13 protein-coding genes are annotated in these 14205 nt (G+C 58.7%); 9 read left to right on the top strand and 4 right to left on the bottom strand.

The window, feature by feature from the left end; all coding sequences use genetic code 11:
- Positions 1 to 12 precede the first annotated feature (12 nt).
- From AC13E3_RS16410 to coxB, 3 genes are read right to left on the bottom strand one after another with little or no spacing between them, the layout of a single operon-like run.
- Complete coding sequence (locus tag AC13E3_RS16410; protein WP_008176722.1) at positions 13 to 615, bottom strand: cytochrome c oxidase assembly protein; 603 nt, start codon at positions 613 to 615, stop codon at positions 13 to 15.
- 12 nt (positions 616 to 627) lie between these two features.
- Positions 628 to 2211, bottom strand: coding sequence for a cytochrome c oxidase subunit I (gene ctaD, locus AC13E3_RS16415; protein WP_008176720.1), 1584 nt, complete (start codon positions 2209 to 2211; stop codon positions 628 to 630).
- A 57-nt stretch (positions 2212 to 2268) separates the two neighbouring features.
- Positions 2269 to 3393: a cytochrome c oxidase subunit II gene (coxB, locus tag AC13E3_RS16420; RefSeq protein WP_008176717.1), complete on the bottom strand. Its 1125-nt coding sequence runs from the start codon at positions 3391 to 3393 to the stop codon at positions 2269 to 2271.
- Between the two features lie 200 nt (positions 3394 to 3593).
- Between coxB and AC13E3_RS16425 the strand changes: the two genes are divergently transcribed.
- From AC13E3_RS16425 to AC13E3_RS16455, 7 genes are all read left to right on the top strand, one after another.
- Positions 3594 to 4922 carry an MATE family efflux transporter gene (locus AC13E3_RS16425; protein WP_008176715.1) on the top strand — a complete coding sequence of 443 codons (1329 nt, stop codon included), beginning with the start codon at positions 3594 to 3596 and terminating at the stop codon, positions 4920 to 4922.
- 206 nt (positions 4923 to 5128) lie between these two features.
- The gene (locus AC13E3_RS16430; RefSeq protein WP_008176713.1) at positions 5129 to 5779 is read left to right on the top strand and encodes a hypothetical protein; all 651 of its coding nucleotides are present in this window, start codon (positions 5129 to 5131) and stop codon (positions 5777 to 5779) included.
- A gap of 16 nt (positions 5780 to 5795) precedes the next feature.
- Positions 5796 to 6461 carry a methylamine utilization protein gene (locus AC13E3_RS16435; RefSeq protein WP_008176712.1) on the top strand — a complete coding sequence of 222 codons (666 nt, stop codon included), beginning with the start codon at positions 5796 to 5798 and terminating at the stop codon, positions 6459 to 6461.
- Positions 6461 to 8815, top strand: coding sequence for a putative bifunctional diguanylate cyclase/phosphodiesterase (locus AC13E3_RS16440; protein ID WP_482902228.1), 2355 nt, complete (start codon positions 6461 to 6463; stop codon positions 8813 to 8815). Before AC13E3_RS16435 ends, AC13E3_RS16440 begins: the two co-directional genes overlap by 1 nt.
- Positions 8812 to 9687, top strand: a complete 876-nt coding sequence (locus AC13E3_RS16445; protein WP_053113469.1) for a DUF3034 family protein — start codon at positions 8812 to 8814, stop codon at positions 9685 to 9687. Before AC13E3_RS16440 ends, AC13E3_RS16445 begins: the two co-directional genes overlap by 4 nt.
- 2 nt (positions 9688 to 9689) lie before the next feature.
- A complete protein-coding gene (locus AC13E3_RS16450; protein WP_405417787.1) occupies positions 9690 to 10139 on the top strand; it encodes a group I truncated hemoglobin in 450 nt (149 codons plus the stop codon).
- A gap of 16 nt (positions 10140 to 10155) precedes the next feature.
- Positions 10156 to 10542, top strand: a complete 387-nt coding sequence (locus AC13E3_RS16455; RefSeq protein ID WP_008176705.1) for a DoxX family protein — start codon at positions 10156 to 10158, stop codon at positions 10540 to 10542.
- Between the two features lie 14 nt (positions 10543 to 10556).
- Here AC13E3_RS16455 and AC13E3_RS16460 read toward each other — a convergent pair whose 3' ends face one another.
- A complete protein-coding gene (locus AC13E3_RS16460; RefSeq protein ID WP_199185491.1) occupies positions 10557 to 12353 on the bottom strand; it encodes a sensor domain-containing diguanylate cyclase in 1797 nt (598 codons plus the stop codon).
- Positions 12354 to 12512: 159 nt separating this feature from the next.
- On the opposite strand from AC13E3_RS16460, the gene AC13E3_RS16465 reads away from it, so the two are divergent.
- Positions 12513 to 12743 carry a DUF1653 domain-containing protein gene (locus AC13E3_RS16465; RefSeq protein ID WP_104270379.1) on the top strand — a complete coding sequence of 77 codons (231 nt, stop codon included), beginning with the start codon at positions 12513 to 12515 and terminating at the stop codon, positions 12741 to 12743.
- Between the two features lie 116 nt (positions 12744 to 12859).
- The gene (locus AC13E3_RS16470; RefSeq protein ID WP_104270378.1) at positions 12860 to 14182 is read left to right on the top strand and encodes a Na+/H+ antiporter family protein; all 1323 of its coding nucleotides are present in this window, start codon (positions 12860 to 12862) and stop codon (positions 14180 to 14182) included.
- Positions 14183 to 14205: the final 23 nt, after the last annotated feature.

A 14205-nucleotide genomic window follows, 5' to 3' on the forward strand; every position in this document is an offset into this window, starting at 1 on the left:
GTCTCCGATGGCTTATCCGTTGTCGTTTGTTGTTGTTTCTTTCCGGGAGTTTTGTGCTGCCGACACCTGTTTACCCTGATCGTAGAGCGTGTAAGACAGAGTTAGTTTGGTGATATGCGCCGGCAAGTCCTTGTCGACGATAAAGATCAGAGGCATTTCGGTACTTTCACCCGCTTCAAGAGGCTGTTGGTTAAAGCAGAAGCACTCGGTCTTATGAAAATACAGCGTCCCCTCTGAAGGCGCGAGGCTAGGGACCGCCTGGCCTACCATTGGCTCACTTGTCGGGTTTTCGGCATAGAAATTCACAGTAGTCGGCTCACCGGGGTGAACATCCACCGACCGCACAACCGGGCGGAATTTCCAGGTCATCCCCGGTCCGTTGGAGGCGAGAAACTGAACCTTGACCGTTCGGGTCACGTCTGCTTCTGCCACCTCGGTGGATTCGTACCGCCCCCCGGTCTTTCCGTTAATCCCGGTAATTTCGCAGAACACGTCGTACAGAGGCACCATGGCAAATCCAAAGGCAAACATGCCGACCACGCTGACCATGCACCAGCCCACCACTCGAGCATTGCCCTTGGGGGCTCCGGCGCTATTTGCCTGTTGTTCTGCCATAGCCAGTGCCCCCTACTTCACTACCGGCGGCGTTGCGAAGGTGTGGTATGGCGCCGGTGAGGGCACAGTCCATTCGAGACCTTCAGCACCATCCCAGGGCTTGGCCGGAGCCTCTTTGCCACCCCTGATGCACTTGACCACGATAAACAGGAACAACAGCTGTGTGGCACCGAACATGAATGCACCGACACTGGAAACCATGTTGAAATCGGCGAACTGCAGCGCGTAATCCGGAATCCGTCGTGGCATGCCTGCCAGTCCCAGGAAGTGCATCGGGAAGAACGCCAGGTTCATGCCAACAAAAGACAGCCAGAAATGGGTCTTGGCCAGGGTTTCGTCATACATGTGCCCGGTCCACTTGGGCAGCCAGAAGTAGGCGGAGGCAAAGATACCGAAGATCGCACCCGGTACCAGCACGTAGTGGAAGTGGGCGACTACGAAGTAGGTGTCGTGGTACTGAAAATCTGCCGGCGCAATAGCCAGCATAAGGCCGGAGAAACCGCCGATGGTAAACAGGATGACGAAGGCAACTGAGAACAGCATCGGCGCCTCAAAGGTCAATGAGCCCCTGAACATCGTGGCCACCCAGTTGAAAACCTTCACCCCGGTGGGCACTGCGATGAGCATGGTGGCGTACATGAAGAACAGCTGGCCGACGATGGGAATACCCACCGTAAACATGTGGTGCGCCCAGACCACAAACGAGAGCAGAGCAATGGCACCGACTGCGTAGACCATGGAGGCATAGCCAAACAGGGGTTTGCGGGAAAATGCCGGAATGATATGGGAGACCGCCCCGAAGGCCGGGAGGATCATGATGTATACCTCGGGGTGCCCGAAGAACCAGAACACGTGCTGGAACAGTACCGGATCACCGCCGCCGGAAGCATCGAAGAAGCTGGTGCCAAAGTTGATGTCCATCAACATCATGGTGACGACGCCGGCCAGTACCGGCATGACTGCAATCAGCAGGAACGCGGTAATCAACCAGGTCCAGACAAACAGGGGCATTTTCATCAGGGTCATGCCCGGTGCCCGCATATTCAGGATCGTGGCGATCACGTTAATCGCACCCATGATCGACGAGACACCCATTATGTGAACCGCAAAGATAAAGAAGGTGGTGCTCGGCGGCCCGTAGGTCGTCGACAGGGGGGCGTAGAAGGTCCAGCCGAAGTTGGGCGCACCCCCTTCCATGAACAGGGTGGAAACCAGGATCAGGAAGGCGCACGGAAGCAGCCAGAAACTCCAGTTATTCATCCGTGGCAATGCCATATCCGGCGCCCCGATCATCAGCGGCAGCATCCAGTTGGCGAGCCCGACAAACGCCGGCATGACCGCACCAAACACCATAATCAGGCCGTGCATGGTGGTCATCTGGTTAAAGAATTCCGGCTGCACAATCTGCAGCCCCGGCTGGAAAAGCTCCGCCCGGATGACCATTGCCATGGCCCCGCCGAGCAGGAACATGGTGAAACTGAATATCAGGTACATGGACCCGATATCCTTGTGGTTTGTGGTCAACAGCCAACGGCTTATGCCTTTGGCCGGGCCGTGATGATGATCCTGGGCGTGGGTATCTGCAACCGCACTCATGAAAACCCCCGTTACCGCCATTTTTTGTGGCTGGTGATATCTGTTATCTGGCGATGATTACTGTTGGTTCTTGTAATCAAATATTTCTTTCGGAGTGACCATTTCGCCGGTGTTGTTACCCCAGGCATTACGCTCGTAGGTAATCACGGCTGCAAGGTCCACTTCACTCAGCTGATTGCCGAAGGCCTGCATGGCGCTTCCCGAGACACCATTCACAACGATGTCGATATGGGCTGCCATGTCTTCAGTAACGACCTGGGTTCCGACCAGAGACGGGAAGGCTGGTGGCGCGCCCTGACCGTTCGGCTGGTGACAGGCGGCGCAGGCGGTCTGATAGGCTTTCTCGCCGCGCTCCATCAACTCTGCCATGGTCCAGTCTTTCTGGGTCAGCTGGCGTTCTCGCTCGGCGGCCTCTTTCTTTTCAGCGACCCAGGCGTTGTATTCCTCCTCGGGCACCGCCTCGACAACCACCGGCATGAAGCCGTGATCCTTCCCGCAAAGCTCGGTACACTGGCCGCGATAGATGCCGGGCTTGTCGACCCGGGTCCAGGTCTCGTTGATAAAGCCCGGGATGGCGTCTTTCTTGACGCCAAAATCCGGAACCCACCAGGAATGGATGACATCGTTGGCCGTTAACAAAAAGCGAACCTTTTTCCCGACAGGAATTACCAGCGGGTTATCCACTTCGAGGAGGTAGTTCTCTCCCTTGGCCTGGCGATTCTCGATCTGATCCCGGGGCGTGGACAAATTCGAGAAGTAACCGAAATCTTCATTAATGTATTCGTATTGCCACTTCCACTGATAGCCGGTGACCTTGATGTCCACTTCCGATTCCGAAGTGTCATACATGTCCACCAGAGTTGCAGTGGCAGGAATCGCCATAACAACCAGTATCGCAAAAGGTATGATGGTCCAGAGAATCTCGACCAGAGTGTTTTCGTGGAAGTTCGCCGGTTTGGCGCCCTGGGATTTACGGTGGGCAAAAATAGACCAGAACATGACACCGAAAACCACGACGCCAATGACGACGCAGATCCAGAGTATGGTCATGTGAAGGCTGAAAATGTCATTACTGGTGCCGGTCACCCCGGGGGTCATGTTCAGTGTCCAGTCCGCCATGGACCAGGCGGGGAACATCAGACCGCCTAAAAGGGCACCTGCCCGCTGAGCGTGCACGCGCATACTGTGTCTCCACAGAGTGTTATTCTTGTCGGATTTTGCGTTATCCCGCTGGCATTTTCGGCGTCGCATACACCGCAAAACCAGAGTGGAAGCCTGCTTTCGGATACTCAGCTTGGAGTATAGACACAGATCAAAAAAAGACTAAAAAATCGGCTAAACCCAAAAAAGCTAAACAGAATTTTTTAAGAATTAAAACGCATATGCCTTTTAACTTGCCGGCAACCGACCGACGTCTCTGGGCCCTGGCCTGGCCATTGATGCTCACCAACCTCACCGTCCCTCTCCTGGGACTGGTGGATACGGCCGTGCTCGGCCACCTGGAAAGCCCGGAGTATCTTGGCGCCGTCGCCGTTGGTGCCAATCTGTTCAGCATCCTGTACTGGACCTTTGGCTTCATGCGCATGGGCACGACCGGCCTGGCCGCTCAGGCATGGGGCAAGCGGGACAACTTCAGTCAGGTGGCATTGCTGCTGCGCTCGATCCTGTTGGCAACCGGGATCGGCCTTCTTCTCATTCTGTTTCACCAGCCTCTGATACAGACCGGCCTGAGCCTGATGAATCCCAGTGACAACGTGACCGAACTGGCGGCCGAGTACGCCGGAATCCGGATCTGGAGCGCGCCGGCCGTTCTCTGCCAGTACACGCTGGTTGGCTGGCTCATCGGCACCCAGTTTCCACGGGGCCCGATGATCATGCTGATTGCAGCAAACGGCCTGAACATCGTGTTGGATATTCTTTTTGTTACCGTGCTTGGCTGGAACAGCCGTGGCGTGGCCATTGCCACTGTGATCGCCGAATACGGTGCCGCCGCCATCGGTTTCCTGATCGTATTACGGCGAATGCCTGAGGGGCAGGGGCTGACGAAGGCTCTGTTCGGCAAACTCGAGGATTACCTGAGGATTCTCCAGGTTAACCGCTACATCATGGTCCGAACCATCGCGCTGTTATTGGTGCTGGCATTTTTTACCGCCCAGGGCGCCCGTCAGGGAGACACCATCCTCGCTGCCAATGCCGTTCTGATCACCTTTCTTCTGTTGATCTCCAACGCCCTGGACGGTTTTGCCAATGCTGCCGAGGCGCTGATTGGCGAGGCTATCGGCAAAGGCAGCCGGCGGCGCTTCCGGGTGGTCTTTCGAAGTGCCCTGCGATGGTCACTCTGGGGCGCCCTCTTGCTCACCATTGTTTTTGTGGCCGGCGGGCATTGGCTCATTGCACTGCTAACCGGTATCGAGGAAGTGAGAGCCACCGCCTGGCGCTACCTGCCCTGGCTCTGGCTGCTACCTTTTGCCGCAGTCTGGGGCTTTCTTCTTGATGGGATTTTTATCGGCGCAACCCGAACCCGGGACATGCAGAACACCATGCTGTTTTCGGCCCTGGCCGTGTTTGCACCGGTCTGGTGGCTGACCACGGGCTGGGGCAATCACGGGCTCTGGTTCGCGCTGATCTCTCTGATGGTAGCGCGGGCCCTGAGCATGGGATGGCTGTGCTGGTCCCATACCAGGAACGACCGTTGGTTCCAGAGCCAGTGACGCAGATTCAATCCGTAACATTACAGCCGGGTATTTTCATCACAGCGGAAAAGCAGTCGCAAAAATCTCGGCTACACTTGTCTGAAAAGGCAGGCACGATGTGGTAGCCAGCCCTCCTCTCCTGCCCGGGAACTCGTTGCTATCAGTTGCTAACAACGGGAGGCGCCTTGCGACCTCAATTCGTTCAGACATCGGCTTCTCCTGAAATGACACCACAGGTAGTCCTTGAGATTATTGACCAGGCGCGGCGCAAGGAAGCCCGCTCCGGGACCTTCCTCCGACAGCTTCACGAAAAGGTTGCCGCGCTCCCGTCTGCGGTCACTATTGAGGGGTATCAGCCCGCCACCTGCCTGTTCCAGTTCGTGGTTGAGTACATCGAAATGGCACCAAGGCTCATCGAATGCGTTGAAGCCTGTGCCCGGGAAGCCGGAAAAGCCGATCTGTTTGAGCCCTTTGTGAATGCCGCCATCCGGTATTTTACTCAGCCATCAGCGCTCCTGGTTCGCTACGACGGTCTCGATGGCCTACTGATCCGCGCCTACCTTTGTCATCGGTTGATGGAAGAAATGTACGAAAACAACCGGTGTACCCGGGCCAGCGAAATCGTGGATATGGAAGCAACTCGTGCTAATCTTCTGGCTCATCAGCTTATCGGCGAGCCCTTTGCCAACGAGCTGGACGACTCCATCACCGTAACCGTGTTGCAGATAGCAGGCACGCCGGACTACTACGAACTCAACCTCGACCCGTTTGTCGAGCAGGTGAACAACGCCGCCTGGGACTGGATGCGGCATTACTGGGAAAATCTGCTGGTAAGGAACCACATTCGATTTTCTCTCGGGTCCGGCCTGGCCTGACAGGTTCAGAGGTTTAATGAAAGTATCAGCGATTGCAGTGCTGGCGGGACTGTTGATTTCTGCCATGGTATCGACAGCCAACGCGTACGAGCTGTCCGTAACCGTCACCCTGGAAGGCAACACCGAACCCGTGGCCAATGCCGTGGTTTCCGTAGACAGTGCCCGTCCGGCAACACCGGTTTCTGCCGAAATCTATCAGAAGGATCGCGCCTTCCATCCCCATGTACTGGTGGTGCCAGTCGGCTCCAGCGTGGATTTCCCGAATCGCGACAATACCCAGCATCACGTGTATTCCTTCTCGCCGGCAAAAACCTTCAACATCGAGCTTTACGCCGACCGCCCGGCGGCTCCCATTGTTTTCGACAAGCCAGGCATCGTTGAACTGGGCTGCAACATTCACGACCACATGCAGGGCTTTGTGGTGGTCACCGACACCGCTGACACCGGCCGGACAGATACCTCCGGCAAGGTCACCCTGTCGCTCGATACACTGCCCAGCGAGGGCAGCCAGGGCACGGTGACACTTGAGATCTGGCACCCACGGCTGCCGGATAATACCCGCCCGGTCACCCGTGAAATCGAACGTGATAGCGAGTCCGCAATCGTCACCCTCAATCTTGAGCCCGAGCCTGCCGCAGAAGGCTCGCTGGACCGTCTCCAGCAGCGCTTTCGGGAGCTTTGATGGGTCTGGTATCTCGTCTCGGATTCCGGGGCCGGCTTATTGCCGCCATGATCTCTCTGGTGGCGCTGGTCAGCCTGGTGATCGTCGCCCTGCTGATGGTGTACCTGTTCGAGGATGAGAAAAGCCGTGCACTGGAACAGCTGGCCATCGGAGAGCGGCTGACCAACGAGGTCATTGATCGCCGGACCGATCTGGAACTGTCCCGGCTCAGTGTTGTGGTGCAGGATTTCGGCTTTCGCTCGGCCATTGCCAGCCGCGACCCGGCAACCATCGACAGTGCCCTGGAAAACCACAGCGGCAGGGTGGGTGCCGACTTCGCGCTCTTGCTGGACAGTCAGGGAGAGCCCCTGGCCTCGACCCTGCAAAACCCTTTTCCTGCCGTCAGCCAGGAACAGCTGACAAGCACCCGTCGTAATGGGTTTACCCGGTCACTGCGGGCCATTGATGGCAGGGGCTACGAGATTCTCATCATCCCGATAGAGGCCCCGGGGCTTCGGGCCTGGCTTGTCAGCGGCTTTGCCTTGGACCAGTCCCTGGCGGAGGTCATTGCCCGGCTCAGTGGCACCTCGGTGATTTTCAGGGCGCGATCGAACCAGAACGACAGCCTGAACAGTTTTGCCGCCACCACCAGCATCGATGCCAAGCTGGAGCAGGAGCTTGCAGGCGCATCCGCCAACGCCAATTTTATTGAAAGTGCCGGTTATTTCACCCGGATAATCAACCTGGGCGAATCAGACCCCGCCGCGGTCCAGGCCGTGCTGCTTATTAGCCGTGATGCCACGCTCCAGAATTACTACCAGCGAGCGGTTGAAATCGCGCTGCTGGTAACCGCTATCCTGATTTTCGCCATTCTGCTGGCGCTGGTCATTGCCCGGAACCTCGGGCGCCCGGTGTTGCAGCTGGCAAGCTACGCGCGGGCTATCGGTGAGGGCACCACACCGGAGGCACCGGCCATCCGGGCCGGCGGCGAACTGACCCAGCTCCGCAACGCCCTCCGGGACATGCTGTCGGGCCTGCGGGAACGGGAAGCCCAGATCCGCTATGCAGCGACCCACGATGACGTCACCGGCTTGAAAAACCGGAACGCTCTGATGCAGAAGGCCGCCGAGCTGTTTGATAACCGAGGCCGGGCCACACTGGTGGGAATCCGACTGAACGACCTCTCCGACATCAACGATACTCTGGGTCTGGAATTCGGCGACAAGGTCCTGATTGGCATTGCCAAGCGGCTGCAGCAGGAACTGCAGGATGCCCGAATCCTTGCCCGCACCGGCGGAGGGGAGTTCCTGGCCCTGATTCCTTCATTGCCGCCAGAAGCCGGCGACCAGAGGGTCCGGGCACTGCACGATGTCATCGAATCCCCGTTGCAGGTAGACCAAACGCCCTTCTCCTTGCGAGTTACCATCGTCACCATGGAACTGCCAGAGGACGCCGCCGATACCGATGCCCTGCGTCGCAGGCTGAATCTCACCTTCGAACAGGCCGAGGCCCACCCCGAACCCTTCACCCGTTACCAGCCGGGGCAGGATGAGAGTCACCTCAGAGAACTGAAACTGATCACCGACCTGCACGCCGCCATCATGGGCGACGGGCTGCACATGAACTACCAGCCGAAACTTAATAGCCAGAGCGGCGAACTGGTGCAGGTAGAGGCCCTGGTGCGATGGATTCACCCGGAACTGGGCTTTATTTCCCCCGAGGAGTTCATCTTTCTCGCCGAACAGTCAGGGCAGATCCACGACCTGACGGCCCATATACTTCAACGGGTGGCCAGCGATGCCCGGCGGTGGCACGAGCAGGGTGTTGACGCGGGCGTTGCCATCAATCTGTCCGCCATGGACCTCACCTGGCCCGCCCTGACCCGGCACATCGCGGAAACCTTTCACGATTGGCACCACGATCTGGAACGGGTGACCCTGGAAGTCACGGAAAGTGCCCTGATGGAAGATCCGGAAGAGGCCATGGCCACCCTGAACCAGCTCAGGGCGCTGGGAGTGACCCTGTCGGTGGACGACTTTGGCACCGGCTACTCCTCGTTGTCCCAGCTGCGCAAGCTGCCGGTACAGGAGCTGAAAATCGACAAGTCATTCGTGCTGAAGCTGGATTCCGAGCCCCAGGACCAGCTGATTGTCCGGTCCACCATTGATATGGCCCACGGCCTCGGGCTGAAGGTCGTGGCAGAAGGGATCGAGAACCTGGAAGCCTGGCAGCTGCTGCAACACTGGGGCTGCAACCTCGGCCAGGGTTTTTACCTGAGCCGCCCGATTGCCCCCGAGGATCTGCCGGAGACTGCGCTGTCCCTGGCTGCCCGCAAAGGAGAGCTGAGCCGACCCAACCCGGAGTATTCAGAATGATAAAGAGACGTCTGATGACACTGACCGTGGCGCTTCTGATGGCACCGGCCGCCATGGCCGACATCGGCAGCCGGATCTGGGCGACCGGAGGCGTCACCACCATTGAGGGCAGTGCCGGCGGCGGCCTGGTTCCCTGGGCTCTACTGGGCAGCTACGCCAGCGACGAGGAGTGGGGCGGCACCGTGGCACTCAGCCGGGCCGAAGTGGACGATTACTCTCTCTCGGTGACCGGTGCCGGGCTGAACTGGAATAACCGCCTGGAGATCACCGTGGCCCGCCAGACCCTGGATCTGGACAGCCTGGTGTTTACCCTCAAGGACGGCTTTGGCCTGGAGCAGGATGAACTGAATCAGGATATTTTCGGCGCCAAGGTCCGGCTCGCCGGCGATGTGTTGTACAGTCCCTGGGGCCAGTGGTCTGCGGGCGTTCAGTACAAGCGCCAGAGGGATTTCACCGTACCCTCGGCGATCGGCGCCCGGGATGACAGTGGCACCGATGTCTATGTCAGTGGCAGCAAGCTGTTCTTCGCCGCGGTGAAGGAGCGAAACCTGCTGGTAAACCTGACCGCCAGGGCTACCCGGGCCAACCAGGGTGGACTCCTGGGCTTTGGCGGCGACCGTAACAACAGCCACGAACTGATGATGGAGGGCAGCGTCGGGCTTTTCCTCAACCGCCAGTGGCTGGTGGGCGCGGAATACCGTCAAAAGCCGGACAACCTGGGCTTTGCCAGCGAGAATGACTGGTGGGACCTGTTCGTGGCCTGGGTGCCGGACCGTCGCCTGGCTGTCACAGGGGCCCTGGTCAACCTGGGTGACGTTGCCACCCTGGAAGACCAGCAAGGTCTGTATCTGTCGCTGCAGGGGAGTTTCTGATCATGACCAACCTGAACCTGAAACCCCTGTTCGTCGCCCTGTTGTCAGCGATCGCACTGGTTCTAGGTGGCTGCCAGAGTCTGAACAACAAACCCGATGATTCCCTATATCAACAGCTCGGTGAACGTGAAGGCATTGAAAACGTGGTGGAGGACCTGCTCTACCTGATCGTCGAGGACGAACGCATCAACCAACAGTTCAAAGGCATGGATGTCGCCCGGTTTCACCAGAACCTCACGGATCAGTTGTGCGAGCTCAGCGGTGGGCCCTGCAGCTATACCGGGCGAGAGATGCGTGAACTGCACTCTGACATGGACATCACGGACACCCAGTTCAATGCCCTGGCCGAGAACCTGATTCTGGCCATGGAACAGAACGATATCCCAACCGGCGCCCAGAACCGACTGATCAAACAACTGCTGCCGCTTTACCCTGACATTCGCAATCTGTAGAACGGAGACCTGTACCTTGCTCGAAAACGCTGATCTGGGAAAACTGATTATCCGCCTGACCCTGGGCGGCCTGATGCTGTTCCATGGCATTGCCAAGCTGCTCAACGGCATCGGCTTCATTGAAGGGGAGCTGGCCAGCCACGGCCTGCCAACCTTCCTCGCCTACGGGGTGTACGTGGGTGAGATCATCGCGCCGCTGATGGTCATCCTTGGGTATCAGACCCGGATCGGTGCGCTGCTGATTATTTTCAACATGCTGTTTGCCATCATCCTGGTTCACGGCAACGAACTCCTGAGCCTTGGGCGCAGCGGCGGCTGGGCGCTGGAGCTGCAGGGCTTCTTCCTCTTTACAGCAGTTGCAGTGATATTCCTCGGACCAGGGCGGTACAAACTGAAGAACTGAAGATCCGGGAGACCTCAGGCACCAGGTGCGCTCGCCGCCCTGAAATCCCGCGCCACCATAACCCGGTTACGGCCAGACTCCTTGGCCGCGTATAGCGCCTCATCGGCCTGACGGATGAGCTCCTGGGGCTCCATATCTGGCCCTGGCACCAGGCACGCCACGCCCACACTGATGGTAAGACTGACCGGAGCCACCCGTTCCCCGGAATGCACCGGGGAACGGGCCACCGCCTGACGCACTCGCTCGGCCACCCGAACCGCTCCCTCCTCAGGCGTGGCTGGTAGCAGGATGCTGAATTCCTCGCCGCCATAGCGGGCCAACAGATCCCCGGAACGCTGCACTTCTGCGACGCACAAGGCGGCCACCGCGGTCAGGCAATCGTCGCCAACCAGGTGTCCCAGCTCGTCGTTTACCCGCTTGAAGTGATCAATATCCAGCATCAACAGGCTCAACGGGTGACCGTGTCTCTGGGCCCGTCGCCACTCATCGTTGAGTTTTTCATCGAACCGACGCCGGTTGGCCACATGGGTCAGACCGTCGGTGAGGCTGATCGCCTTGAGCTGCTCATTGGCCCGTTCCAGTTCGTCGGTGCGCGCCTGAACCCGCATCTCCAGGGTCAGGTTGGCCTGCTGCTGGATCGCCAGCGCCTGCTCCTGGGCCTCATGGCGCTTGCGACGTTCCAGGTTGATCCGGTAGGCAAGCGCAAAGGAAAGCAGAACCACCTCCAGGGCCACGCCGATCTGAGGCATGAACTCGGTCAGGAAACTGCGGGGCATGATGCCAAGCTTGCTGACCGCGAGAATCAGATGGCCGATCAGCAATGGCGTCCAGGCCAGAACGTAGAAACCGCCCAATACCTGACCTTTCCGCCAGACCAGGAAACCGATGAACCAGACCGCGGGAGTGACCACTGCCGCAATCGCGCTGACCAGGACAATCCCCGTCTGGTAACTGCCAAAAAGAGTAAAGACGAAGCTGGCAGAAATGGCGGCCAGAATCCACTGCAGGAAGCGGTAACTTCTGAGGCTGTAGGACCGGATATTGAGAAAACGGATGGCGAAGATAATGGCGGAGAACAGAGCGAAACAGATAACCGGAATGGTGAAATACCGGTTGATACCCGGGGCATTCGGCCACAGCCACTGGAAGAGCACACCATTGAAGTTGAGCTGAACCAGCCCGGTAAACACAACCGTCAGCACGTACCAGAAGTAGGTGGAATGGCGCACGATGACAAACAGAAACAGATTGTAGAGCGCCATCGCAGCGATGATACCCAGAAACATCGTCTGCCAGCCGTAAGACAGCTGCTCATTGGCCAGGAATTCGGCCGAAGGCGTGACTGCCACGGGAATCTGTACCGACCCGAGCGTTTGCACGCGCACAAAGGCGGTCGCCGTATCGGTATTCGACGGTACCAGGAAGACGAAATTGCGGTGATAAATCGGGCGACTGCTGAACGGGAGGGTATCGCCCGTATGGTGGGTCTGGATCAGCTCGCCATCAACCACCCAGTGCACGGACACCTCGTCCAGCAACGGATAGCCGATTTCCAGAACCCGGTTCACCGGCTCTGGCGGAATCTCGACTCTCAGCCAGAAACTGCCATCGCTGAACCCGCGATTAAAAACCTCATTTGAGCCAAACCTCTGCCAGGCGCCCGGGGGCAGGGCGCGAACGTCTTCGAGTGCCAGCTCATCGGCGGGCGCTTCCAGCCAGTCAAAGGCTACGGGAGCGGCCTGAACAGGCGCGCTGGCCAGGCATGCCAGCGACAGAAAAATCAGAAGGATGCAGGATAACTGCCGCATCATAGCGGTTTCCGGTTTCCGGGCCCTTCCTGGTGTTCTACACTTTCAGGCCCTGACTGAGTCTTTTTGCATCCTTGCAGTTGCTTCCATTTTAGACGGTTGCGCGTGCTGCGTCCTCTATAACTGCAAGGCCAGCATAGCCTGAAACCATCGAGGCCGAGAATGACCGAACGCAAGAACGACATACGCCCTGGCCGTTACCGGCACTATAAGGGCAAGGATTACGAAGTACTCGGGATCGCCCGGCACAGTGAAACTGAAGAACAGATGGTGGTTTATCGCTGCCTGTACGGTGATTACAGCCTCTGGGTACGCCCGCTGACCATGTTCCGGGAAACCGTGGAAATGGCCGGCGAACAGGTCCCCCGCTTTGCCCGCCTTGATGAAGCCTGACCGTTACACAACCGCTTTGACTACCGCGACCATTTCCTGCACATTACCGCGCTTTTCATGATGCCGGTCCCCACAAGGGGCCGGACAAACCATTAATTCCTACCCGGAGTTTTGCCATGAATGCCGTTGTTGCTGCGGTTGCCATCATGCTCGTCCTGAGTTTGTGCCGCATTCACGTTGTTGTTGCCCTCATCATCGGTGCCGTATCCGGCGGCCTGATTGCAGGAATGTCCCTGGAAGCCACCATCGAAGCCTTCAATAGCGGCCTGGGCGGCGGTGCCACCGTGGCACTGTCCTATGCCACCCTCGGTGCTTTCGCCGTTGCCATCGGCAAGTCCGGCCTGGCCCACGCCCTGGCCGACAAGGCCCTGGCCCTGGTCGGTCGCCAGGAAGAAGGCGCCGCCGTTAACGGCATCCGCTTCCTGATCATTGGCCTGCTGCTGGCCATTGCCATCTCGTCCCAGAATATCCTGCCGATCCACATTGCCTTCATACCGTTGGTAGTACCGCCGCTGCTGTACGTGATGGCAAAACTGAACATGGACCGCCGCATGGTTGCCTGTGTGCTGACCTTCGGCCTGATTACACCCTACATGTTTTTGCCCGTCGGCTTTGGCGGCATTTACCTGAACGAGATCCTGATCGCCAAGATCAACGCCAACGGCGTCGATGCCTCCGGCCTGAGCGTCATGAAAGCCATGGCCCTGCCGGCACTGGGCATGCTGTGCGGCTTGCTGATCGCGGTCTTTTTCAGCTACCGCAGTGGCCGCACCTACAACCTGGAAACCATCACCAAAGCCGAACGGGTAGACACCAGCTATAGCCCCCGCACCCTGGTTATGGCTCTGTTGGCCATCGTCACCGCCTTTGTAGTGCAGCTCTGGCTTGGCTCGATGATCCTGGGCGCCCTGGCCGGGTTCGTGCTCTTCAACCTGTCTGGTGTGGTGCGCTGGAAGGAGGCCGACGACCTGTTCACCGAGGGCATGAAGATGCTGGCGATGATCGGTTTCATCATGATCGCCGCGTCTGGTTTTGCCGAAGTGATGCGGGAAACCGGTGAAATTGCCGCCCTGGTGGACAGCTCCGTGGCGACCATCGGCGAGAACAAGGCCATGGCGGCGCTGCTGATGCTGGTGGTGGGTCTGCTGATCACCATGGGTATCGGTTCGTCCTTCTCGACCATCCCCATTATCGCGGCCCTGTACGTGCCCCTGGCCCTGCAGTTGGGTTTCAGCCCCCTGGCCATCGTGGCCCTGGTCGGCACCGCCGGCGCCCTGGGGGATGCCGGTTCCCCGGCCTCCGACTCCACCCTCGGCCCCACCGCCGGCCTGAACGCCGACGGCCAGCACAACCACATCTGGGATACCGTGGTGCCGACGTTCCTGCACTACAATTTGCCGCTGCTTGGCTTTGGGTGGTTGGCGGCTATGGTTCTTTGAGCTGGGAGGTTTTTCTGTAGCCT

Source organism: Marinobacter sp. L-80, assembly GCF_056859395.1.

Excerpts from the sequence above, each read along its gene's own strand:
- ctaD (WP_008176720.1), bottom strand. The coding sequence starts at position 2,211 with ATGAGTGCGGTTGCAGATACCCACGCCCAGGATCATCATCACGGCCCG.
- AC13E3_RS16440 (WP_482902228.1), top strand. The coding sequence starts at position 6,461 with ATGGGTCTGGTATCTCGTCTCGGATTCCGGGGCCGGCTTATTGCCGCC.
- AC13E3_RS16465 (WP_104270379.1), top strand. The coding sequence starts at position 12,513 with ATGACCGAACGCAAGAACGACATACGCCCTGGCCGTTACCGGCACTAT.
- AC13E3_RS16430 (WP_008176713.1), top strand. The coding sequence starts at position 5,129 with ATGACACCACAGGTAGTCCTTGAGATTATTGACCAGGCGCGGCGCAAG.
- AC13E3_RS16470 (WP_104270378.1), top strand. The coding sequence starts at position 12,860 with ATGAATGCCGTTGTTGCTGCGGTTGCCATCATGCTCGTCCTGAGTTTG.
- coxB (WP_008176717.1), bottom strand. The coding sequence starts at position 3,393 with ATGCGCGTGCACGCTCAGCGGGCAGGTGCCCTTTTAGGCGGTCTGATG.
- AC13E3_RS16410 (WP_008176722.1), bottom strand. The coding sequence starts at position 615 with ATGGCAGAACAACAGGCAAATAGCGCCGGAGCCCCCAAGGGCAATGCT.
- AC13E3_RS16425 (WP_008176715.1), top strand. The coding sequence starts at position 3,594 with ATGCCTTTTAACTTGCCGGCAACCGACCGACGTCTCTGGGCCCTGGCC.
- AC13E3_RS16450 (WP_405417787.1), top strand. The coding sequence starts at position 9,690 with ATGACCAACCTGAACCTGAAACCCCTGTTCGTCGCCCTGTTGTCAGCG.
- AC13E3_RS16435 (WP_008176712.1), top strand. The coding sequence starts at position 5,796 with ATGAAAGTATCAGCGATTGCAGTGCTGGCGGGACTGTTGATTTCTGCC.
- AC13E3_RS16460 (WP_199185491.1), bottom strand. The coding sequence starts at position 12,353 with ATGATGCGGCAGTTATCCTGCATCCTTCTGATTTTTCTGTCGCTGGCA.
- AC13E3_RS16445 (WP_053113469.1), top strand. The coding sequence starts at position 8,812 with ATGATAAAGAGACGTCTGATGACACTGACCGTGGCGCTTCTGATGGCA.